The organism is Streptomyces sp. NBC_01410 (assembly GCF_045040195.1).
GTDB lineage: Bacteria > Actinomycetota > Actinomycetes > Streptomycetales > Streptomycetaceae > Streptomyces.
On record NZ_CP109530.1, the window covers coordinates 3,850,506 to 3,871,782 of the forward strand.

The window sequence follows — 21,277 nt, forward strand, 5'->3', positions numbered from 1 at the left end:
CGATCAGTCTGGCAGCACCGGCAGCAGCTCGGGCAGATGTCCGTCGGACGCGGTCGCGGCCCGCATGCGCTCGTCCGCCACCTCGCCGTACAGCGTCGTACGCGGCTTCGCCTGCCGCCCTGCCGCCTCGGCGATGGCGACGAGGTCCTTGATGGAGCGGTACGAGCCGTAACTGGAGCCCGCCATACGGGAGATGGTCTCCTCCATCAGCGTGCCGCCGAGGTCGTTGGCCCCGGAGCGGAGCATCTCGGCCGCGCCCTCGGCACCCAGCTTCACCCAGCTGGTCTGGATGTTGGTGATGTGGGGGTGGAGCAGCAGCCGGGCCATGGCGGTGACGGCACGGTTGTCGCGCGCGGTCGGGCCCGGCCGCGCGATCCCCGCGAGATAGACGGGCGCGTTCGTGTGGATGAAGGGCAGCGTCACGAACTCCGTGAAGCCTCCCGTCTCCTGCTGGATACGGGCGAGGGTGCGCAGATGCCCGAGCCAGTGCCGGGGCTGGTCCACATGCCCGTACATCATGGTCGATGAGGACCGGATGCCCAGCTCATGCGCCGTGGTGACGACCTCGATCCAGGTGGCGGTGGGCAGCTTGCCCTTGGTGAGGATCCAGCGGACCTCGTCGTCCAGGATCTCCGCGGCGGTCCCGGGGATCGAGTCGAGCCCGGCTTCCTTGGCGGCGGTGAGCCATTCCCGGATCGACATCCCGGTGCGGGTCGCGCCGTTGACGACCTCCATCGGCGAGAAAGCATGCACATGCATGCCGGGAACTCTGGCCTTCACCGCCCGGGCGATGTCGAAGTACGCCGTGCCCGGCAGGTCGGGGTGGATGCCGCCCTGCATGCACACCTCGACGGCGCCGACCTCCCAGGCCTGCTCGGCACGGTCGGCGACCTGGTCGAGCGAGAGCGTGTAGGCGTCGGCGTCGGTACGCCGCTGGGCGAAGGCGCAGAAGCGGCAGCCGGTGTAGCAGACGTTGGTGAAGTTGATGTTCCGCGTGACGATGTACGTGACGTCGTCGCCGACGACGGATCTGCGGAGCTCGTCGGCGATGCCCGTCAGCGCGTCCAGCGCGGGCCCGTCGGCGTGCAGGAGGGCGAGGGCTTCGTCGTCGGTGAGCCGGGTCGGATCGTCGGCGGCCTGCTTGAGGGCTGTCTTGACGTCCGCATCGATGCGGGAGGGCACCATGCCGGGCACGGCGGCCTCGCGCAGCGCCTCCCAGTCCCCGTACACCTCGTCGAAGTCGTCACGCCGGTCGGCGGTCCGGCCTTCCGTGTCGATCGTCCGGTGCAGATCGGTGCGCCCGGTGGAGGCGAAGCCTTCGTCGGGCTCCTGCCACGCGCGTCCCACGACGGGGGCGTCCGCGTTCGCCAGCCCGGTCTCCGGATCGGCGAGCGCGCGGACGTGCGGCAGCAGACGCGGGTCGAGCCAGGGCTCGCCGCGCTGCACGAACTCCGGGTAGACGCACAGGCGTTCTTCGAGCCGGAAGCCCGCCGCCGCCGAACGCTCGGCCAGCTCGTCGATCTGCGGCCACGGCCGCTCGGGGTTCACATGGTCCGGCGTCAGCGGCGAGACCCCGCCCCAGTCGTCGATGCCCGCCTCGATGAGCCGCGCATACTCGCCCGCCACCAGGTTGGGCGGCGCCTGCAGACAGGCGGAGGGCCCCATGATGTGCCGGGCCACGGCGACGGTCGCGACCAGCTCGTCCAGCTCCGCGTCCGGCATCCCGCGCATCGCCGTGTCCGGCTTGGCGCGGAAGTTCTGCATGATCAGTTCCTGGATGCCGTGATACGCGCGGGCGACGCGCCGCAGCGCGAACAGCGAATCGGCGCGCTCCTCGTACGTCTCGCCGATCCCGATCAACAGCCCGCTCGTGAACGGCACGGAACTGCGCCCGGCATCCTCCAGCACCCGCAGCCGGACGGCGGGCTCCTTGTCGGGCGACCCGTAGTGCGGCCCGCCGGGCTCGCTCCACAGCCGCGTCGCCGTGGTCTCCAGCATCATGCCCATGCTCGGGGCGACGGGCTTCAGCCGCTGGAAGTCCGTCCAGGTCATGACGCCCGGGTTGAGATGCGGCAGCAGCCCGGTCTCCTCCAGGATGCGGATCGCCATGGCCCGTACGTAGGCGATGGTGTCGTCGTACCCCTCTGCCTCCAGCCACTCCCGCGCCTCGGGCCAGCGGTCCTCGGGCTTGTCGCCGAGGGTGATCAGCGCTTCCTTGCAGCCCAGTTCGGCTCCACGCCGGGCGATGTCCAGGACCTCGTCGGGCGACATGAACATCCCGTGCCCGGCCCGGCGCAGCTTCCCCGGCACGGTCGCGAAGGTGCAGTAGTGGCACTTGTCGCGGCACAGCCGGGTGAGCGGAATGAACACGCTCTTCGAGTACGTGATCACCCCGGGGCGGCCCGCGGCCTCCAGCCCGGCGTCCCGCACGCGCGCGGCGGAGGCACACAGATCGACGAGGTCGTCCCCGCGAGCCTGCAACAGCACGGCAGCCTCGGCGACATCCAGCGCCACCCCGTCCCTGGCTCGCCTGAGGGCGCGGCGCATGGCGTTCTCGGTGGGGCGTCCGGGCCGTCCGTGCTGGTGATCCGTCATGGATCGAGCATACGAGCGCGGGCTGACAGGCCGACCCTGGGCACAGATTCGGCCTGCGCCCTGAGTGCGTGCGCCCTGAGTACCTGCGCCCAGGGCTCGTGGGGTTCAGCACGCATGCGCGGCTCCCGGCCGGTGCATAGCGTCAGGCCCCATGAACGAACTGTCCGACCTCACCGAATCCCCGGCCATGCCGGTTGTCCGCAGGGCGCTGGGCGTGGCCTGGTGGATCCTCATCGCGGCGCTGGTGACGCCGGTGCTTCTCATTGCCGGCCTGTTCGTCACGTACCAGGTGGAGCAGGCGACGCCGGAGGACTACCCCCGCGCCACTCCCGAGGCCATGGGCGACCGGGCGGCGGGTCTGTCTCAAGAGGCGTACGAGGTGCTGGGCTTCGACCGTGCCGTGCCGCCGGGAGTGGTGGAGCCCGGGCTGGGCACGGAGAACTCCTTCTCCACGGCTGACTGCTACCCGGGTGGCCTGGAGGGCATGGCCGACGAGCCGGTGGCCGGCGCGTACCGGCTGTCGCACAACTGGGAACTGGGCCAGGTGCCGGAGCGGGAGGCGGTGCCGGGCCTGCGGCGGCTGCATGACCATCTGAGGGAGACGGGCTGGGACATCACGGAGTACCGGGAGCTCGCGTCCGACCGGGAGTGGTGGCTGCGGGCGAAGCGGGACGGGCATGCGGGGGACGAGAGGCTCAATTTCAGCTGGAGGGCGAGTACGCAGAGGTTCAAGGGGGGCAGCACGGTGCCGTGCGCGCACGACCCGGCCGGGGAGAAGGACGGTGGCTCAGTGGAGGAAGTACAGCCGCCGGAGCTTCGATAAGTGCCCGGATACTTTCCCAAATGACCACTTAACGGCGTTGCTTGTGAGAATCGGATCGTGTCAGCATGGCGCGTGTGACCAATGACGGGGGCGGTACATCTGAGCCGGAGCGGCGTTCGAGGCTGGCTGATCTGGCTGACTCAACGACGATTCCAGTGGCGGCGGCTTCGGGGCCTGCTGCGGAGCCTGCGAAGGCAACGCCTGAGATCTCTGCTGACGAACAACTCGCTGCAGCTCGCCGTGAGTTTGCGGTGTTGCTGGGGGAATTCCGGCGCACCGCGGTACTGGTGCCGTTCGACGCGTACGGCAGCCTGTGGACGGCCGACCAGGGCGGAGTCCGGTGGATCTGCGCGTTCTCGGACGAGGAGGCGCTGGCACGGTTCGCACGGGCACAGGGCGAGGCCGAGCGTGAGTGGACATACCAAACGATCCTGGGCGCACGGCTGCTGGACGTGATGGTGCCGATGGTGCCGGGACCCGCAGGCGTGGCGCTCGACGCGGGCAGCGACGAAGGCATGTTGTTCCCGCCGGTCCAGGGCATCGTGCCGGACGCGGTGGCGATTGATCTCGGGGGGACGGAATGACCGGAAGCGATCCTGATCTTGCGGCGCCGCCAGTGGCCTTGGCCGTCATTGCGATGGGCATCAACTTGGCTCATGCCGAGTTGAAGGAGCTCGGCATGATCGGCGAGGCGTCGACCGGGCGGGGCTTCTCGGATCTGGCGCTGTCGGGGCTGGAGTTGGGGCACGGCGGACTGGCGGCGGAGTTCCAGACGTTCTGTGACCGCTGGGAATGGGGCGTTCGGGCGCTGACCAACCGAGGGAACGGCTTTGCGCAGGGTGTGGGTCTGTCGGCCGGTGCAATGGCGGAGCAGGAGCAGTACGTCAAGGACTCGATCAAGATCGGGGTGAACTCCGTCAACGGGAACCCGCACTTGAGCGAGGACGAGGTCAAGGGCATGAGCTGGGACAAGATCAGCACCCAGACGCCGCTCGACGGAGCGGACTGGAGCTTCGAGTCCTTCTCCGAGGCCCAGAAAGAGGTCAACCAGACCTGGAAGAACACCGGATACGACGTCATGGACGCGCAGATGGACTCGATGGAGCGCTCGGGAATCATCGACCCGAAGGTGCGGGAGAAGATGGACGAGCAGCTGCGCGAGACGTTCGATCCGGATCAAGCGACGGTCGATCAGGCTGAACAGCCGCGGTGGGGGGAGCACCGCTGATGCCGGACTGGGGGAAGTGGGCCGACAAGGGTATCGATCTTGTCGACAAGGGGGTCGACAAGGCCAAGGAGAAGGTCGGCGAGGGCGTCGACTGGACCACCGACAAGATCGGTGAAGGTCTTGATCACGCCGGCCATCACGCGATGGCGGACGCGGTCGAGGACTGGGGAGACCGGACCGCCTCCTCGCTCGGCGCGGAAGTCGGTGAGCAGCAGCTCGGCCAGACCGAGGAAGCCAATGAACTGATCCACGGCAACCCCGGGAAGATCGCCGAGACGGTGAAGAACCTGCGGGACTTCCAGATGGCGTTCGGCCTGGTCGGCGCAGGGATGAAGAGGCTCGACTCCAGCCAGTGGAAGGGCGAGGCGGCCGAGGCGTTCCGCGAGAAGTTCCAGACGCTGCCCACCGACTGGCTCCACGCCACGGACGCGTTCGAGGACGCCGCGAAGGCGCTGGAGACGTACTCCAAGTCGATCACCAGCGCGCAGGGCAAGGCGAAGGAAGCGATCGCCCTGTACAAGGAGGGCGACGAGTCCTCCAAGACGGCAGTGGACGCGCACAACAAGAAGGTCGACGCGTACAACGCCGCCCGCAATGGCGACAACCCGCTGCCCAAGCCCGGTGAATTCTCCGACCCCGGCACGGCCAAGCGGGAGCGCGCACAGGAGATCCTCAAAGAGGCGCGCAGCCACCGCAACGAAGCCGCGGAGATCGCCAAGAAGGCGGTCACGGCCGCGATGGCCCACGCCCCGAAGGAACCCACCGGCCGCGAGAAGCTGAAGCTCGAGGGGTTGGACTACGCCCTGGGCCAGAGCATCGAACTGGCCCATTTCGGTGGCGGAATCGTCAAGGGCACGGCGGGCCTGGTCAACTTCGTCCGCTCGGTCAACCCGATCGACGCGTACAACCTGACCCACCCGGCCGAGTACTGGAAGGGCCTCAACACGACGCTGGCGGGGCTGGCGTCCACTGTGGCCAACCCGGACCGTGCGCTGAAGAACGCGTGGGACGCGGCGAAGGGCGACCCGTCGGAGTTCCTGGGCCGCCTCGTCCCCGAACTCCTCGGCACCAAAGGCACGGGGGTCCTGCGGACCGGCCTCAGGACAGGTCTCAAGGACACTTTCAAGGGCAAGGGCCGCCACGGCCACGACAAGGACCCGGACAGCAGCGGCAAGAAGTGCAGCGAGACGAAGTGTGACGGCGACCCCGTTGATGTCGCGACCGGGCGGATGCTCCTGCCGCAGACGGACATCGCGCTGCCGGCCTCACTGCCCATGGTGTTCCGGCGTACATTCGACTCCTCGTACCGCGTCGGCGGCTGGTTCGGCCCGACGTGGTCGAGCACGGTGGACCAGCGCCTGGAGATCGACTCCGAGGGCGTGGTGTTCAGCTGTGACGAGGGCAGCCTGCTGGCGTATCCGCATCCTGCGCCCGGTGTCCCCGTCATGCCTACGCACGGCCGCCGCTGGCCCCTGGACCGGGTAGCCGACGGCTACACCGTCACGGACCCCGAGAGCGGCCAGGTCTGGCATTTCGTCGACCACACCGCCGAACTGGCGCTCCTGGCCCAGATCGACGACCGTAACGGCCGCTGGATCACCTTCGAGTACGACGAAGCCGGGGCCCCGACCGCGATCGTCCACCACGGCGGGTATCACCTGAAACTCACCACCAGCGAGGGCAGAGTCACCGCTCTGCACCTGGCGGGCGCGGCCTCGGACGGCAGCGACCAGGAGATCCTGCGCTACGACTACACCGACGGCCACCTCACCAAGGTCACCAACTCCTGCGGCCGTCCCCTGCGGTTCGGATGCGACGAGCACGGTCGCATCACGTCATGGACGGACACCAACGGCAGCCGCTACGACTACGTCTACGACGACCTTGATCGCTGCGTGTACCAGACCGGCACCAACGGCCACGTCGAGTCGCGCTTCACCTGGGACGACACCGACCCGGCCACGGGCCTGCGCCTGACGTCCATGACCGACGGCCTCGGCCACACCAAACGGTTCCTTGTCAACGAACGTGCCCAGGTTGTCGCGGAGATCGACGCGACGGGCGCAGTGACGCAGTTCGAGCGCGACCGCAACAACCGGCTGCTGTCGGTGACCGACCCGCTCGGCCACATCAGCCGTTCCACATATGACGAATCGGGCCGTCTGACCACAGAGGTGCGCCCGGACGGGCGGGAGCTGTGCGTCGATTACAACAAGCTGGGAATGCCAGTACGCGTTAGGCGCGCGGACGGGACAGTCACGCGCCAGACGTACGACGAGCGCGGTAACCGCATGTCGGTCACGGATGCTTCGGGTGCGACAACACGCTTCTCGTACGACCAGGTGGGGCACCTGACGTCGGCCACGGACGCTCTGGGCCACAGCACTATCGTGCGTTGTGACAGGGCGGGACTCCTTCTGGAGATGACTGACCCTCTAGGTGCGACGACTCGGTACGAACGCGACGCGTTCGGCCGCCCGGTCACCATCACAGATGCACTCGGCTCGATAACGCGATTCGAGTGGACCGTGGAGGGCAAGGTCTCCAGGCGTATCGACGCGGACGGGAGCGAGCAGTCCTGGGTGTACGACGGCGAGGGCAACTGTCTGTCGCACACCGATGCCTTGGGCGGTGTCTCAACTTTCGAGTACACAGACTTCGACCTGCTCGTGGCCCGTGCCGGGCCGGACGGTGCGCGCTACGAGTTTGACCACGACACCAATCTCCAGCTGATACGAGTCGCTAATCCGCAAGGGCTGACCTGGGACTACGAGTACGACGCGGCCGGGCGGCTCATATCAGAGACGGACTTTGACGGTCGCACGCTCTCATACACCCACGACGAGGCAAGCCGCCTGACGTCTCGGACGAACGGGCTCGGCCAGACCGTCCGGTTTGAGCACGACGAGGTCGGCCGGGTGATCCGCAAGGACGCGGAAGGCGCTATCACCACCTTCGAGTACGACATCTTCGACGAGCTCGCCGCAGCAACCAGTCCGGACGCGACCTTGGTCCGGCTCCGCGACCGGTTCGGACGCTTGAGGTCCGAGACCGTGAATGGGCGCAAGCTCCAGTTTGACTACGACGTCCTTGGCCGCCGAACAGGCAGAGCAACGCCGACCGGGGCCGTGAGCACGTGGGCGTACGACGCAGCGGGCAACCGCACTGAGCTCACGACATCGGGCCGCACTCTCACCTTCGAACACGACGCCGTGGGCCGGGAACTCGCCCGCTGCTTCGGCGAGGGGGTCACACTTCGGCACGGGTTCGACGCGATGGGCCGCGTGACCGACCAACACGTCATCAGCCAGGGCCGCGATCTTCAACGCCGCGCCTACACCTATAGAGCCGACGGCCATCTAGTCGGCGTCGAGGACGAGCTGTCCGGCGTGAGCACCTTCGACCTGGACGCAGCGGGACGGGTTACTGCGGTCCATGCAGCTAATTGGACGGAGAGATACGCGTACGACGCGGCTGGCAACCAGACCGAGGCCTCCTGGCCGGCTTCCCATCCAGGCCAAGAGGCCAGCGGTGCGCGCACCTACACAGGCACGCAAATCAACCGCGCCGGACGCGTCCGCTACGAACACGACGCACAGGGCCGGATCGTGCTGCGCCAGAAGACCCGTCTCTCGCGCAAGCCCGACAGGTGGTTCTACGAATGGGACGCGGAAGACCGACTCACTTGCGTGACCACGCCGGATGGCGCCGTGTGGCGGTACCGGTACGACCCACTGGGCCGCCGAATTACCAAACAGCGGCTCGCCGATGACGGCCAGACGATTCTGGAGAACGTCTCCTTCACCTGGGTCGGCGCAACTCTTTGCGAACAGACCACCGAGAGCGAGACACTCCCTAACCCGGTCGCGCTCACATGGGATTACAACCGTCTGCAACCAATTGCCCAGACAGAACGAATCCTCGCCGCGGACGCCCCACAGCAGTCCATCGACGAGCGCTTCTTCTCGATTGTCACCGACCTGGTCGGAACCCCCAGCGAACTCATCGACGAGTCGGGCGCACTCGCATGGCAAACTCGAAGCACACTGTGGGGTACGACGACCTGGGCAACCACAAGCACGGCGTATACCCCACTACGGTTCCCGGGCCAATACTTCGACCCGGAGACCGGACTCCACTACAACTTCCACCGCCACTATGAACCTGGAACAGCCCGCTACCTCACGGCGGACCCACTGGGTCTAACACCTGACCCTAATCCGGCAACGTACGTCCACAACCCTCACACCTGGACTGATCCGCTCGGTCTGGCACCCTGCTTTCCGCCGGAAACGGTAATCAATACACCAGAGGTCGTTGCCCCGAAGCCCCTAAAGCCTCACCAGGTGATAGACGAATGGGAGAAATTTCTCGGTGATGGCCCCTACACCAACATTCACCCCCGAACTGGTCAACTGGATCCCAATAGGCTGGTTTCCGCCGACGGCACGCGAAGTATCCGCCTAGGCGATCACGAAATGAATAGCAAGCCCACAAAATTCCACTTCCACAAAGAGTCGTGGACCTTCATTTCCCCGTCGAACACGTGGATAGTTGACAATACGATGGTGCGAGTCCCGCTAGGATTGAAGTGAGCGCGTGAGAATTCAAATTACCGAAGTCCTGGACCCCCAAGCAAAAGTCGTCACCTTCGATAGTCCTGCTGGATCGGCATGGGGTTGCTGGCACAGCTCAATGGAACCCGAAGCTGGAGCATACGACGTCGAACTCGAAGTCCCAGACGTAGTCACCTCATGGGCCCTGACCACCGGACCTGATCTAATTGCAGGAGAGTACTCGCGGCGCGAGGTGACCCTTCGCGGCTCCGTTCAGTCTGTGGGTGATGACGCCGTAGTCGCACTGCGCATCCATCGGGACATCGTACTCGTCGAGGTCGCGGCTGACACCACAGAAGCGTCCATCGGCGATTCGGTTGAATTCACCACGTCGAACGTCTTGCTATATCCCTACACGATTTGACGCCTCCCCAAGTCACGGGCAGTCAGGCGGGAACGTGGCTGCCGCGGAGATGTCGCTGCTGTAGGGGATGCCCCGGCCGTCGAGTTGGTGGACCGCGAGGTGGCGCAATGGGCGGCACACCTGGATTCACCGGAGCAATCAGAAAGGGACTCGCTGCTCTCGGCGAGGGATAGCGATGCGCATGAACCAAAGGATGTCCGAACTTCTCCAGGAATTTCCAGTCGCGGACCTCAAAGATGAAGATATTCCACCCATGTTCCTGGAAGTCATGAGAGAGGGGTGGTCCTACACACCCAATGGCGCCCGGGTACTCACAGACCTTATCCCAGATTTCGCCTCACCCTACTTCGATGTGCTCCAGGAAGAAACATCGATAAATGGTCGAGGAATGATCGACTATGATCTTCCGTCAACCGGACCAGAACGGACCGGAACCCTTCTCAAAAGATGTCTCTCTTATGGCTTTAGCGCCCTCGCCGAGGCCAGCAAGACCTTTGGGGACCAGGAAGTCAGAGCGTACGTATCGCTCTCCCTGGGCGGAAGCAACGACGACACGATGACTGCGAACGTCACTTTTTGCACCAACGATCCGAACGTTGCATCCTATATTCGCAATCTCGAGAACGTGCAGAATGAGGCAATCATCGAGCTGTCGCTCGAAGATCGCAGTTTGTGGAATTGAGTGCTACGTCAGCCGCTCCTGTCCTTGGCCGGGACTGGACGCGTGAAGCCGGATAGCAGGATTCAGATCCATTCCGTCGGAGAGTCGACTGAGTCCAGAGGTATCTGCATAGCAACGTGCGTCGGCGGGCTTGCATGGGTCGGGCATACTTTTGCGATCTCACGGTGTTCATCGACAGCACCGAAGAAGACATCTCATTTCACGCCGATGCCGCGCCCCTGTCTCGCTCCAGGGTTTATCTCGCCTCGTCCGCCGAGTAGCGAGAACGGGCCATCATTCCCTGCGCCCCTGGCGTGGGAAACCATCGAAGCGCTGGAGAGCTGATCGTGAAGGCGATTCCATTTCTCGTCTCGTTCATCACCACGGGGCGGCTGCACGGGCTGGGGATCGGCTCCACCCTGAGTGAGGTTGACCGGGCGATCGATGCCAGCTTCGTGGACGTGGTCGACAGCGGAGGTCTGTCGCTGCGCCGGGACTACGGATTCTTCGAGTTCTCGTTCAACCCGGGGCCGGAATGGGTGATGGCCAACTGCTCCATCGAGCTACACAGGCTGGCTTCCGGGCCCGCCATGGCCGAGACGTGGTGCAAGAGCATGCGGGTCGACTTCCCGGAGTACCTCGCCTGGGATGAATTGCGGGACGCGCTCTCCCAGACGCCGGAGGCTCCAGCCATGAAGGTCACCGACCAAGGTGGGTTCCTGGAGTACTGCGCAGCCGTGGCGGACGTGAATGTGTCCGTCATTGTGAACGACGACCGCGAAGCGCGCAGGCGGTCGCTGGGACACGGAGATGTGTGGAGCGTCAGCATGTGGGCCGCCGCTCCGATGCAGTAGGTCGGCTCATGGCAACGGCAGTTCCGCCCAGACCGTCTTGCCGACGATGCGGTCGGCCGTACCCCACTTCGTGGCCAGCGCGTCGACCAGGAGCAGGCCGCGGCCCGTCTCCTCGTCTGGGGTTGGCGGCCTGGGGATCGGTTCGCGGTCGCCTCGGGCGTCCGAGACCTCGATGCGGAGCGTCAGCGGCCAGAGCGTGAGGCGCAGTTCGAAGTCGCGGCCCTGGACACGGGCGTGGGTGACCGCGTTTGCCGTCAGCTCGGCGACGATCAGGGCGGCTGAGTCGGAGAGGTCGCTGCCGTAGGGGATGCCCCAGCCGTCGAGTTGGTGGACAGCGAGGTGGCGGGCCACGCGGGCGCCCCGGCGGGTGGCGCTGAGGCGCTGGGTGAACTCAGCCGTGGGGGTGGCGATTTCGGATTTCATGTCACCGAGCGTGACCGGTTCCCCGTACCCTGACCAGGAGGTTGATCGCGACTCTGGGTAACTGTACGGGTACGGACGGCGGGCTGTGCGGAACGTCGGTCGTGACCCGAGAAGGCGGTACGGCATGACGGAAGAACGGCCGGAGCGGCCGGCTGAAGTGGACGGGACGGCGCATCTCTTCAGCGCTCTGGGTAAGCAGATCAAGGTGCTGCGGGAGAACGCCTCGATGAGCCAGCGCGAGCTCGGGGTTGCTGCCCATTGCGGGGAGGATCTGATCTCCGCGATGGAGCGGGGCGTGCGGACGCCGCAGCCCGATTTCCTGGTGCGGGCCGATGAGTTGTTGTCGGCCGGGGGTGTGCTCAAGGCGGCGGTGGAGGACGTACGGGAGGCTCAGGCAAAGGCGCGGACCCGGCATCCGGACTGGTTCCGGGATTACGCCCGGGCGGAGGCGGAGGCTGTCGCGCTTCACGACTACAGCAACCAGGCCGTGCCTGGGCTGCTTCAGACCGAGGAGTACGCGCGAGCCATCTTCACCCAGCGGCGGCCGCTGCTTGACGAAGAGACCATCGAAAAGCGCGTGGTCGACCGGCTGGCCCGACAGCAGATCTTTGAACGATGGCCCGCGCCGACTTTCAGCTTCGTGTTGGAGGAGGCCGTACTGAAGCGGCCGATCGGTGGGCGCACCGTTCATGAGAACCAGTTGCGTCGACTGCTGCGCGTCGGGCGGTTGCGGACCGTAGAGCTTCAGGTGATGCCTTTGGATCGCGAGGAACACCCGAGCCTGGATGGCGCGTTCATCCTGCTGACGCCCAAGGGGCGGCAACAGGTCGCGTATACAGAGATCTACGGACACCCCCGGTTGATCACCGATCCGGAAGAGGTCCGCGTCTTCACCGAGCGCTATGGGATTATCCGGGCGCAGGCTCTCACCCCACGGGAGTCGCTGTCCCTGGTCGAGAAGATGCTGGGAGAACGATGAACACCACTGAGCTCAACTGGTACAAGAGCAGCTACAGCAGCGGCGAAGGCGGCGCGTGCGTCGAGGTCGCCACCACCCCCGCCACCATCCACGTCCGGGACTCCAAGGTCGCCGACGGCCCCCACCTCGCCGTCACCCCCACCACCTGGTCCGCCTTCCTGGCGCACCCCGCGCTGCTCCCTCTGGATTAGCCCGCACGCGTGTCTCCCCCGTGACCCACCCGTGCCTGGACAGGCTCGGGTGCCATGAAGACGCCATGGATCATCCTGCTCGCTGCCGTTTCCGCAGCCGCCCTCGTTCCGGCCTACGGGCATCCGCGTGCCGGGGCGCCGACGGTTCAGGCACCGAGGGGCTCCACGTACTGCGGGTACTCGTCCAGCACCCGCAGTGCCTCCGACATCCCCGTCGGCGGAAGCTGCAACACGAACCCCTCCAGGGCGACGGAAGACCGCTACCGTAGGTCACCTATCGTTTAGCCATGACCATGCCACCTCCCCACCAATCCCCCGGTCCGTACGGACCTCCGCAGCCCAACCCCTACGCTCAGCAGCCCTACCCGCACCCGCCCTATCCGCAGCAGGGATACCCGGGGCCGCAGGGATACCCCGGGCAGCCGGGGCCGGGTGGGTGGGGACATCCGCCGGCCGGGCCGCCGCAGCGCAAGAATCACGCCTGGCTGATCGTCGGTATCACTCTCGGGGCGATGGCCCTGCTTTTCGCCCTTTCCTACATCGGCAACCTGGGCAGCAACTCCGAGCGCCCCGCCAAGACGTTTCCCGAGGCCAAGTACCGGCTCACGGTCCCGAAGACCCTCCTGGCCAACGAGTACAAGCTGGTCAAGGACGGGTCGGCGGAAGCCGACGCCGATGCTCAGAAGAAGGGTTACGGAGCCGGTCCGGACGCCCACAATGTGAAGGCGGTCATCGGCTCGTACACCGGTACCGCCACCGACGCCCCGCGCGGCCTCGTACTCACAGGCATGTACGGGCAGTTCAACGATCCGGCCCAGCCGCGCGAGAGTCTGCTCGACGGCATGAGAAAAGCCGACGGGATGGACGAACCCAACCCGCGGAAGACCATCACGCCGCCCGGTTCGGATGTCGACATGACCTGCACGGTCATGCTTTCCACGGACAAGGACGGGACTTCCACCGTCCCGGTGTGCGCCTGGGGTGACGACAACACGGCGGCCTACGTCGCCTTCCTCACCCCGGCCGCTGCCAAGCAGGACCCCGAAGGTGTCGACCTCAACGCGACCGCGCAGCGGACTCTGAAGGTGCGCGGCGAAGTACGGCAGCCCATCAACTGACCGGCGCAGGGCGGCGCCCGGCGCGGTCGGCAGCTACGGAGACTGCCTGCACGGCAAGCAGCCCGTCCAATTCCGGGCCGGGGCCGACAGCTACTCGGTGTCCTTCGGGTGCCGCGTCGACGCGTAGACCAGATGGACTATGCGGCGCGGCTCATCCACGAGGTAGCGGACGCGGCCTCCCGACGTCACTTCGTACTCCCACTGGGGATACTCTCGGCCGCCGAGGTTTCCGGTCGCCAGGCGTCCACGCAGCCGGTGTTGCCGATCCGGGTCGGCCTGCGACACAGGGTTGCTGCGCAGTGCCTCGAAACAGCGCCTCGTGTTTCCCGGCGCCTCCCCGCCCAGCTCGCCCCATCCCTTGGCTGCCTCGTTCGTCGCGAACCGTAAGCACCATTCCTCGCCGACCGTCGGCGGGGCGACATCGTCGCCGCGTTTGGGGGTCACGGCGCGACCACCTCGCCATGGTCCTCGTCCGGCAGTCGGCGGGTGAGCTGCTTGGTCAGCTCGGGGTCGGCCAGAACCCGAGCTGTCGCACGCCATTCGACGATGACCCGGTGGAGATTGGCGTGGACGTCCAAATGGACGGCGTCGTGCGTCGCGTCGACGAGTTCGCGCACGAATTCCCGTACCTCGTCGTCCGTCAGGTGGCGCACCCAGGGGAAGACCGACGGCAGCGCAAGCAATATGGCCCGCGCGCCGCCGTCGGAGCCCATCAGCGCGGCGAAGAGCCGAGCCGTGATGTCGGCGGTCTCCTCGCGCTCGCGGTCGTGCCGGGCCGTCGTGAGGTACAGGTCCTCGCCGTCCCGGCGCGTGATGTGGAGCCGGTGAGCCTTGTCGAGCTTCTCGGCGACATGCTTCGAATTCTTGGAGAGCTCGGAGAACGTGACCGTGGGCATCAGCATGACCCGACGATACTTCGGAACGTATTCCGAAGTCAATCGTTCACAGGTACTGCCCAAACTCGTCCAGCACCCGCAGTACCTCCGTCTCCCCCGCCGGGGGCAACTGCAGCACCACCTCCTCCACGCCCAGTTCCGCGTAGTGCGCCAGTTTCCCCGGCGTCGGCAGGACCGCGTACGGGACCACCTGAAGCTTCTCCGGGTCCCGGCCCGCAGCCGACCACACGTCCCGTAGCACCGGGAGCGACTGGGACAGGCCCCGGCCGCCGATCGGGAGCCAGCCGTCCGCGTAGTCCGCGATGTGCGCGAAGAGCTTCGGCCCCGCCGCTCCGCCGATCAGGGTGCGCGGGCCGCTCAGCGGCTTTGGGTACGCGTAGGACGCCCGTACGGAGCTGAACTCGCCCTTGTGCGCGGTCGGTTCGGCCGCCCACAGCGCGCGCATCAGTGCCATCCGGTCCTGGGTCAGTTCGCGGCGCGTCGTCCATTCCACGCCGTGGTCCGCGGCCTCTTCCCGGTTCCAGCCGAAGCCGAGGCCCAGCGTGAAGCGGCCGCCCGACAGATGGTCGAGGGTGGCGATCTGCTTGGCCAGGGCGATCGGGTCGTGCTGGGCGACGAGCGTGATGCCCGTGCCGAGGCCGAGCTGCGAGGTGACCGCTGCCGCCTGGCCGAGGGCCACGAACGGGTCGAGCGTGCGGCCGTACTCGGGCGGCAGTTCGCCGCCTGCGGGGTACGGGGTCGTGCGTTCCACCGGGATGTGGGTGTGCTCCGGCAGATAGAGCCCGCCGAATCCGCGCTCCTCCAGCTCGCGCGCCAGCCGTACCGGCGTGATCGTCTCGTCCGTGAGGAAGATCGTGGTCGAGATCCGCATACGGAACCTTCCGTGTCGTCTCTGGTGACCGTCCAAACGTATGCCGTACGGTGCCCCATGCCGAGAGCCCGGCATCAACGGGGAGGATCCACTTCATGATGCGCCTGCGCGTCGCCACCACCGCACTTGTGCTGTCGGGAGCATTGCTGGCCGGGGCACCTGCCGCCTCGGCGGCGTACGCACCCACCGCCGCCGTCACCCAGCAGATCACCACAGCGGCACCCGAAGCCGGTGCGGCCGTGGCGAAGACGTCGACCACCAGCACGGTCAGCACCGTCAGCAAGGACCGCAAGAAGAGCAAGAAGAAGAAAAAGAAGAAGAGCGGCCTCTCGGCCGGTCTGGTCATCGGCCTGATCATCGGCATCGCGGTGCTCGTCCTCCTCGCGATGCTGCTCATGCGGCGGAATCGCACCAGCGACTAGCGACCAGGGACCAGTGGCCAGGGACTCACGGGCCCTGCTCGGACGACCGTCCGGGCAGGCCCCGTCGCACGGAATCATCACGATTTGGCCTAATCCTCGTCCTGGGCTGACCGACCGCTTAGCATGATGCCTTCCTGTACGGGTGGCGCCGGCGTCCGACGTCGGCGGTTGATCTCCGCGCTGCTGGAGGGCCCATGCACACCAGTCCCGTCTCCGTTCTCTCCGTCCCCGCTCTCGCGGACACGTCGCCTCTCGAACTCTTCGACCATGCCTGCCGGAGCCTGCTCGGGCGCGGCACGGAATTCACCGACACCGTGGTCGACAAGATCCGCACCGAGGTGCCGTACTACGCCGACCCCGTACTCGCGCCCCCCGACGTGCGCATGTGCGTGGACACCGGCATCCGCCACGCGCTGGAAGCCACGCTGGATCCGGGCAGGATCGCCGACATCGAGCGGTTCACGAGAGAGCTCGGCATACGGCGCGCCGAACAGGGCCGCCCCCTCGACGAGGTGCTGCACGCCTACCGGGTCGCCGGCTCGGGGGTCTGGAGCGGGATCGTCGGCGTGGTGGAGCGGGACGAAATCGGCGACGCGCGGCAGTTGGTGCATGTGGCCGAGCTGGTGTGGAAGAGCAACGACCGCGACGCCGTCATGGTCGCGGACGCCTACCGCCAGGTCGCCAAGGGCTTCGCCAGCCGGCACGGGGAACGAGTCCGGCTGATCCTCGCCGCGCTGCTGGAGAGCCGCAACGAACCCGCTTTCACCGGGGACGCGGCGGGGATCCTCGATCTGCCGCTCGACGGACGGTTCGCGGTGGCGGTGGTGCGAGCCACACCGCCGTACGGCCGCACCCCGGAAGGCGTCCCGGAGATCCGCGGTGTCCGGATCCTGCGCCACACCTGCGCGCAGGGCGATGTGCTCGTCGCCCACCTGGGCGATAGCCCCCTGGACACGCTCGTGTCCGGACTGGAAGCCGGTCCGGGGCTCCGTATCGGAATCAGCCCTGTCGTCCAGGGACTGGACAGCCTGCCCCGAGCGCGTGACATGGCCGGACTCGCCCTCGGCACCTGCCGCGCGGACGGCGAGATCGCCCGGCTCGACGCCCGCCTCCCCGACGGGCTGCTGATCTCGCGGCCCGACCTGTCCGCCGAACTGGCCCACATGGTGCTGCGGCCTCTGTACGACCTGGAACCCGCCGACCGCGACACGCTGTTCGACACCCTCCGTGTCTGGATCGAGAACGGCGGCTCCGCCGCGCAGGCCGCCCGGCACATGTACTGCCATCGCAACACCGTGCTCAACCGCCTGCGCCGCTTCGAGCAGCTCACCGGCCTGGTGCTGTCCCGCCCGCGCGATCTGGTGCAACTCACCCTCGCGCTCGACGCCCACCGCCTGTTCGGACCGGCTTCCGCGCTCGGCGCGGGCTTCGAGCAAATGGGCGCGTGAATGGGCATCAGCACACTGATCTCGTAGCGGCATTGGGAGTGGTGAACGGCGCGTGTCCAGCGTGTCGACGCGCCGTTTCACGCGTGCTCTGGTGAGCCCCCCAGCACAGGGAACTGCCCACACAGGGAACTGCCCACGCCCGCCAGGAGATCGCCATGGCATACGAGCACGCCCACCACCTGCATCAGCGGCCACGGCCGCCACACCCAGGCAGGTCCTTCGCCCTGGTCAACGGACTGACCCTCGGCGTACATCTGGTGCTCGCCTGCTCCGCCGCCGACTTCCTCGGCAAACACGTCTGGGGCGAGATCAACGTCGGCGTGCTGGCACTGCTCCTCCAGGGTTCCCTTCTGATGTGGACGGCGGCGCGATACGACCGCCGCAAGGACGCACCGCACCAGCAGGACGTGGAGCAGTACCGATGAGCCATCAAATCCCGCTCGCCGCGTCCGGCCTCCTGGACACCGACACACGCGCCCTGGTCCTCGCGGGCTTCCTGACCTTCATCGTCCCCATCCTGTTCATCTGCGTTCTCAGCGGCCCTGAGAGAGACCGGGTCAACGAGTTCTACACAGCCGGCCGCAGAATGCGTCCGTTCCGCGGGGCTCTCGTCCTGTCCGGCGTGTACCTGTCCGCGGCGACCGTGCTCGGCACCACGGGAAGCGTCGCTGTCTTCGGCTACGACGGCCTGCTCATCGCCCTGTGCACGGTGCTGTCGCTCGGGGTGCTCCTGCTGCTCGCCACTCCCCTGCGCGAGCGCGTCGGCTACACCCTGGGAGACACATTCGCCCTGCGGACCCCGGGGCCCGCCGTGAGGATCGCGGCCGCCGTCGTGACCCTGAGCGCATGCGTGCCCTATCTGGTCGTACAGCTCTCCGGCGCGGGAGTGACCACCACGACGCTGCTGGGACTGTCCGGTCCGGGCGCCGAGCAGACAGCAATCGTCATGATCGGCCTCCTGGTCGTCTGCGCCACGGTGTTCGGCGGCATGCGCGGCACGGTCGTGATTCAGGTCATCAAGACGGTGGTGCTGCTCGGCGCCGCCCTCGCTGTGACCGCCGTACTGCTCCACCGCTTTCACTGGAACACCGACTCCCTGATCGATGCCGCCGGACGGGGCAGCGGCCGTCCCGACGGCCATATGCTTCCCGGCCTCCGGTTCGCGGGCAGCAGCGACCCGGAAGCCACCCTCGACTTCATCGGCCTGATGATCACCATCGTGCTGGGAGTGGCGTGCCTGCCGCATGTGGCTCTCCAGCTCAACACCGCTCCCGACGCGGCGACCGCGCGCCGCACGGTGCGCCACACCATCGTCATCGTCGGCGCTTTCTGCCTCATGCTGGCGCTGATGGGCCTGGCGGCCGCCGCGTTGATCGGCGCCCCGGCGATCATGGCCGCGGATCCTGGAGGCAACAGCACCCTGCTGCTCCTCACCAGCGAGCTGGCGGGCGGCCCGTCCACCGACGCGGACGGAGCATTTCTCGTCGTACTGGTTTCCTCCGCCGTGTTCCTCACCACGCTTGCCGTCGTGGCCAGCGTCACCCTGGCAGCCGCGGGGGCGGTCGCCCACGACGTGTACACACATGTCCTGCGCAAAGGGCGCACGACCGAGGGCCGGGAGGTGGCAGCCGCACGCCTGGCATCCGCAGGCATCGGACTGCTGAGCATCGCCCTGGCGGTGTGGTGCCAGGGATGGAACGTCCTGTTCCTGTCGGCCCTCTCCCTGGCGGTGGCGGCCTCCTGCCTGCTTCCTGCCCTGGTGTACTCCCTGTTCTGGAGCGGCTACACGCGAGGCGGCCTGCTCTGGACGCTGTACGGAGGCCTGTTCAGCGCGATCGGACTGCAGATCTCCGGTCCGGTCTTCTCTGGGAGCCCCATGGCGCTCTTCCCCGACTGGCACCTCAACTGGTTCCCGCTCCAGACGGTCGTCCTCGTGTCGATGCCGACGGCCTTCCTGCTCGGCCTGGTGGGCAGCCTCGTGGGAAAGCGGCGGGTGCGGCCGGTCGTGGAGCACGCCGGGGTATGAGTTCCACCGAGCGCGGCCGCAACGGCCGAAAACCCTCCCCGAAAGGCCCGCGCAACCCGCGAACCCCTTTCCCTTGCACGGCAGTTCACGGCTCAATACGAGGGTTTGAGTACACCACTCCTGTCCCCCTCACCCACCCCGGGGAGCCGACGGCATGTGCAACGACGGACACGCACAACACGCGATGGACAGACGAGGACTGCTCGTGACGGGAGCCGCCACTGCGCTTACGTTGGGCACTGTGAGCTTCGCGAACGCCGCACCCAACGACGGCGGGCCGACCGCCGGTGAACCGACCAAGGTCGTGCGCGGCACACTGCCGCCCGGCTCCCCCGATTTCGTCTATCTACCCGTCGAGATCCCGAAGGGCGTACGCGAGATCCACGTCGCGTACACCTACGAGCGGCCCGTCGTCCCGCCCGGCACCCAGGGCAACGCGCTCGACATCGGCATCTTCGACGAGCGCGGCACCGAGCTTGGCGGCAAGGGCTTTCGGGGCTGGTCGGGCGGGGCGCGCACGGAGTTCTTCATCCGGGCGGACGAGGCGACGCCCGGCTACATCCCGGGGCCGGTGCGGGCGGGCACCTGGTACATCGCGCTGGGGCCGTACACGGTCGCGCCGCAGGGTCTCGCGTACGAGGTCTCCATCACGCTGCGGTTCGGCGAGCCCGGCACGACCCCCCGGCCGGTCTATCCGCCGGAGCGGGCCAAGGGGCGCGGCCGTGCCTGGTACCGGGGTGACTGCCATCTGCACTCCTGGTACTCGGACGGCAAGCGCACCCCCGCCGAGATCGCGGAACTCGCGCGAGCCGCCGGGCTCGACTTCATCAACACCTCCGAGCACAACACGCACTCCTCGCACCCCCACTGGGCCGACCAGGCGGGCGACGACCTGCTGATCCTCACCGGCGAGGAGGTCACCACGCGCAATGGCCATCTGGTGGCGCTCGGCACCGATCCCGGGACCTTCGTCGACTGGCGCTACCGGGCCAAGGACAACCGTTTTGGGCATTACGCGCGCCAGATCAGGCGGGCGGGCGGCCTGGTCGTCCCGGCCCACCCGCACGCGACCTGCATCGGCTGCAACTGGAAGTTCGGGTTCGGCGAGGCGGACGCGGTGGAGGTGTGGAACGGCGCGTACACACCCGACGACGAGGTCTCGCTCCAGGCCTGGGACAACACGCTCGTCGCGGCCGCACGCTCCGGCCGGCGCTGGACGCCCGCGATGGGCAACAGCGACGCGCACCGCCCGCCGGACCCGGTCGGCACGCCGCAGACGGTGGTCCTCGCCGAGGCCCTGACGCGGGAAGCGATCCTGGACGGCATCCGCGCGGGCCGTTCGTACGTTGCCGAGTCGAAGGCGATCACGCTGTCCTTCTCGGCGGCGGGCGGCCGCGGGCAGCACGCGGACATCGGCGAACGGCTCCGGGTCGACGACGACACCCCGGTGACGGTACGGCTGGAGGTGACCGGCGCGCCGGGCTGCTCGGTGCGCTTCGTCACCGACCAGGGTGTGCTGCACACGGTGACGCTGCCGCCGGAGGGAGCGGGCACGGTGGAGTGGCGGACGACGCCGGAGTACGCGACGTATGTGCGGGCGGAGGTCCGGCACGCGGTGGTGGTTCCGGGTCTGCCGGGGCCGCTGGCGGCGTTCACGAACCCGATCTTCCTCGGCGGCCACGGCGGCTGACTTCCCGCGAACGCGGGTGGGGTGACCAGACCCGGCGCCCCGGCGCCGGGTCGGCACCCTCAACGAGGCATT

At 67.4% G+C, this 21,277-nt stretch carries 20 protein-coding genes; 15 read left to right on the forward strand and 5 right to left on the reverse strand.

The features are described from left to right. Nucleotides 1-3 precede the first annotated feature (3 nt). Nucleotides 4-2,595 carry a bifunctional FO biosynthesis protein CofGH gene (locus OG741_RS17510; RefSeq protein ID WP_405598906.1) on the reverse strand — a complete coding sequence of 864 codons (2,592 nt, stop codon included), beginning with the start codon at nucleotides 2,593-2,595 and terminating at the stop codon, nucleotides 4-6. Nucleotides 2,596-2,746: 151 nt separating this feature from the next. Between OG741_RS17510 and OG741_RS17515 the strand changes: the two genes are divergently transcribed. The 7 genes from OG741_RS17515 to OG741_RS17545 all read left to right on the forward strand — a co-directional run bounded on the left by OG741_RS17515 (nucleotide 2,747) and on the right by OG741_RS17545 (nucleotide 11,141). Next, the gene (locus OG741_RS17515) at nucleotides 2,747-3,418 is read left to right on the forward strand and encodes a hypothetical protein (protein WP_405598909.1); all 672 of its coding nucleotides are present in this window, start codon (nucleotides 2,747-2,749) and stop codon (nucleotides 3,416-3,418) included. 74 nt (nucleotides 3,419-3,492) lie between these two features. Further along, nucleotides 3,493-4,002, forward strand: coding sequence for an SseB family protein (locus OG741_RS17520; RefSeq protein WP_405605623.1), 510 nt, complete (start codon nucleotides 3,493-3,495; stop codon nucleotides 4,000-4,002). Next, on the forward strand, nucleotides 3,999-4,646 hold the full coding sequence (locus OG741_RS17525) for a hypothetical protein (protein ID WP_405598911.1): 648 nt from the start codon (nucleotides 3,999-4,001) through the stop codon (nucleotides 4,644-4,646). Before OG741_RS17520 ends, OG741_RS17525 begins: the two co-directional genes overlap by 4 nt. Then, entirely contained in the window at nucleotides 4,646-9,241 is a 4,596-nt protein-coding gene (locus OG741_RS17530) for a putative T7SS-secreted protein (RefSeq protein ID WP_405598913.1), read from the forward strand. Before OG741_RS17525 ends, OG741_RS17530 begins: the two co-directional genes overlap by 1 nt. 4 nt (nucleotides 9,242-9,245) lie before the next feature. Then, nucleotides 9,246-9,626 carry a hypothetical protein gene (locus OG741_RS17535; protein ID WP_405598915.1) on the forward strand — a complete coding sequence of 127 codons (381 nt, stop codon included), beginning with the start codon at nucleotides 9,246-9,248 and terminating at the stop codon, nucleotides 9,624-9,626. 193 nt (nucleotides 9,627-9,819) lie between these two features. Continuing rightward, the gene (locus OG741_RS17540; protein ID WP_405598918.1) at nucleotides 9,820-10,308 is read left to right on the forward strand and encodes a hypothetical protein; all 489 of its coding nucleotides are present in this window, start codon (nucleotides 9,820-9,822) and stop codon (nucleotides 10,306-10,308) included. Between the two features lie 326 nt (nucleotides 10,309-10,634). Beyond that, entirely contained in the window at nucleotides 10,635-11,141 is a 507-nt protein-coding gene (locus OG741_RS17545) for a hypothetical protein (RefSeq protein WP_405598921.1), read from the forward strand. Nucleotides 11,142-11,147: 6 nt separating this feature from the next. Here the strand turns inward: OG741_RS17545 and OG741_RS17550 are convergent, their stop codons facing one another. Then, entirely contained in the window at nucleotides 11,148-11,564 is a 417-nt protein-coding gene (locus tag OG741_RS17550; RefSeq protein ID WP_405598924.1) for an ATP-binding protein, read from the reverse strand. Between the two features lie 124 nt (nucleotides 11,565-11,688). Here OG741_RS17550 and OG741_RS17555 point away from each other — a divergent pair, with 124 nt between their 5' ends. The 3 genes from OG741_RS17555 to OG741_RS17565 all read left to right on the forward strand — a co-directional run bounded on the left by OG741_RS17555 (nucleotide 11,689) and on the right by OG741_RS17565 (nucleotide 13,852). Further along, nucleotides 11,689-12,543 carry a Scr1 family TA system antitoxin-like transcriptional regulator gene (locus OG741_RS17555; RefSeq protein ID WP_405598926.1) on the forward strand — a complete coding sequence of 285 codons (855 nt, stop codon included), beginning with the start codon at nucleotides 11,689-11,691 and terminating at the stop codon, nucleotides 12,541-12,543. After that, nucleotides 12,540-12,734 carry a DUF397 domain-containing protein gene (locus tag OG741_RS17560; protein ID WP_405598928.1) on the forward strand — a complete coding sequence of 65 codons (195 nt, stop codon included), beginning with the start codon at nucleotides 12,540-12,542 and terminating at the stop codon, nucleotides 12,732-12,734. The genes OG741_RS17555 and OG741_RS17560 overlap by 4 nt, the downstream gene beginning before the upstream one ends. A gap of 287 nt (nucleotides 12,735-13,021) precedes the next feature. Further along, on the forward strand, nucleotides 13,022-13,852 hold the full coding sequence (locus OG741_RS17565) for a hypothetical protein (RefSeq protein ID WP_405598931.1): 831 nt from the start codon (nucleotides 13,022-13,024) through the stop codon (nucleotides 13,850-13,852). Between the two features lie 90 nt (nucleotides 13,853-13,942). Here OG741_RS17565 and OG741_RS17570 read toward each other — a convergent pair whose 3' ends face one another. From OG741_RS17570 to OG741_RS17580, 3 genes are read right to left on the reverse strand one after another with little or no spacing between them, the layout of a single operon-like run. Then, entirely contained in the window at nucleotides 13,943-14,296 is a 354-nt protein-coding gene (locus tag OG741_RS17570) for a hypothetical protein (RefSeq protein ID WP_405598933.1), read from the reverse strand. Continuing rightward, entirely contained in the window at nucleotides 14,293-14,754 is a 462-nt protein-coding gene (locus OG741_RS17575; RefSeq protein WP_405598935.1) for a prevent-host-death family protein, read from the reverse strand. Before OG741_RS17575 ends, OG741_RS17570 begins: the two co-directional genes overlap by 4 nt. Nucleotides 14,755-14,794: 40 nt before the next feature. Next, entirely contained in the window at nucleotides 14,795-15,619 is an 825-nt protein-coding gene (locus OG741_RS17580) for an LLM class F420-dependent oxidoreductase (protein ID WP_405598937.1), read from the reverse strand. A 95-nt stretch (nucleotides 15,620-15,714) separates the two neighbouring features. Here OG741_RS17580 and OG741_RS17585 point away from each other — a divergent pair, with 95 nt between their 5' ends. The 5 genes from OG741_RS17585 to OG741_RS17605 all read left to right on the forward strand — a co-directional run bounded on the left by OG741_RS17585 (nucleotide 15,715) and on the right by OG741_RS17605 (nucleotide 21,205). Then, on the forward strand, nucleotides 15,715-16,041 hold the full coding sequence (locus OG741_RS17585; protein ID WP_405598940.1) for a hypothetical protein: 327 nt from the start codon (nucleotides 15,715-15,717) through the stop codon (nucleotides 16,039-16,041). A 194-nt stretch (nucleotides 16,042-16,235) separates the two neighbouring features. Beyond that, nucleotides 16,236-17,489 (forward strand): PucR family transcriptional regulator, encoded by a 1,254-nt coding sequence (locus tag OG741_RS17590; protein ID WP_405598942.1) that lies wholly within the window; start codon nucleotides 16,236-16,238, stop codon nucleotides 17,487-17,489. Between the two features lie 155 nt (nucleotides 17,490-17,644). Next, on the forward strand, nucleotides 17,645-17,914 hold the full coding sequence (locus tag OG741_RS17595) for a hypothetical protein (protein ID WP_405598944.1): 270 nt from the start codon (nucleotides 17,645-17,647) through the stop codon (nucleotides 17,912-17,914). After that, complete coding sequence (locus OG741_RS17600) at nucleotides 17,911-19,515, forward strand: cation acetate symporter (protein ID WP_405598947.1); 1,605 nt, start codon at nucleotides 17,911-17,913, stop codon at nucleotides 19,513-19,515. The genes OG741_RS17595 and OG741_RS17600 overlap by 4 nt, the downstream gene beginning before the upstream one ends. A 154-nt stretch (nucleotides 19,516-19,669) precedes the next feature. Beyond that, complete coding sequence (locus tag OG741_RS17605; RefSeq protein ID WP_405598950.1) at nucleotides 19,670-21,205, forward strand: CehA/McbA family metallohydrolase; 1,536 nt, start codon at nucleotides 19,670-19,672, stop codon at nucleotides 21,203-21,205. The last annotated feature ends 72 nt before the right edge of the window (nucleotides 21,206-21,277 follow it).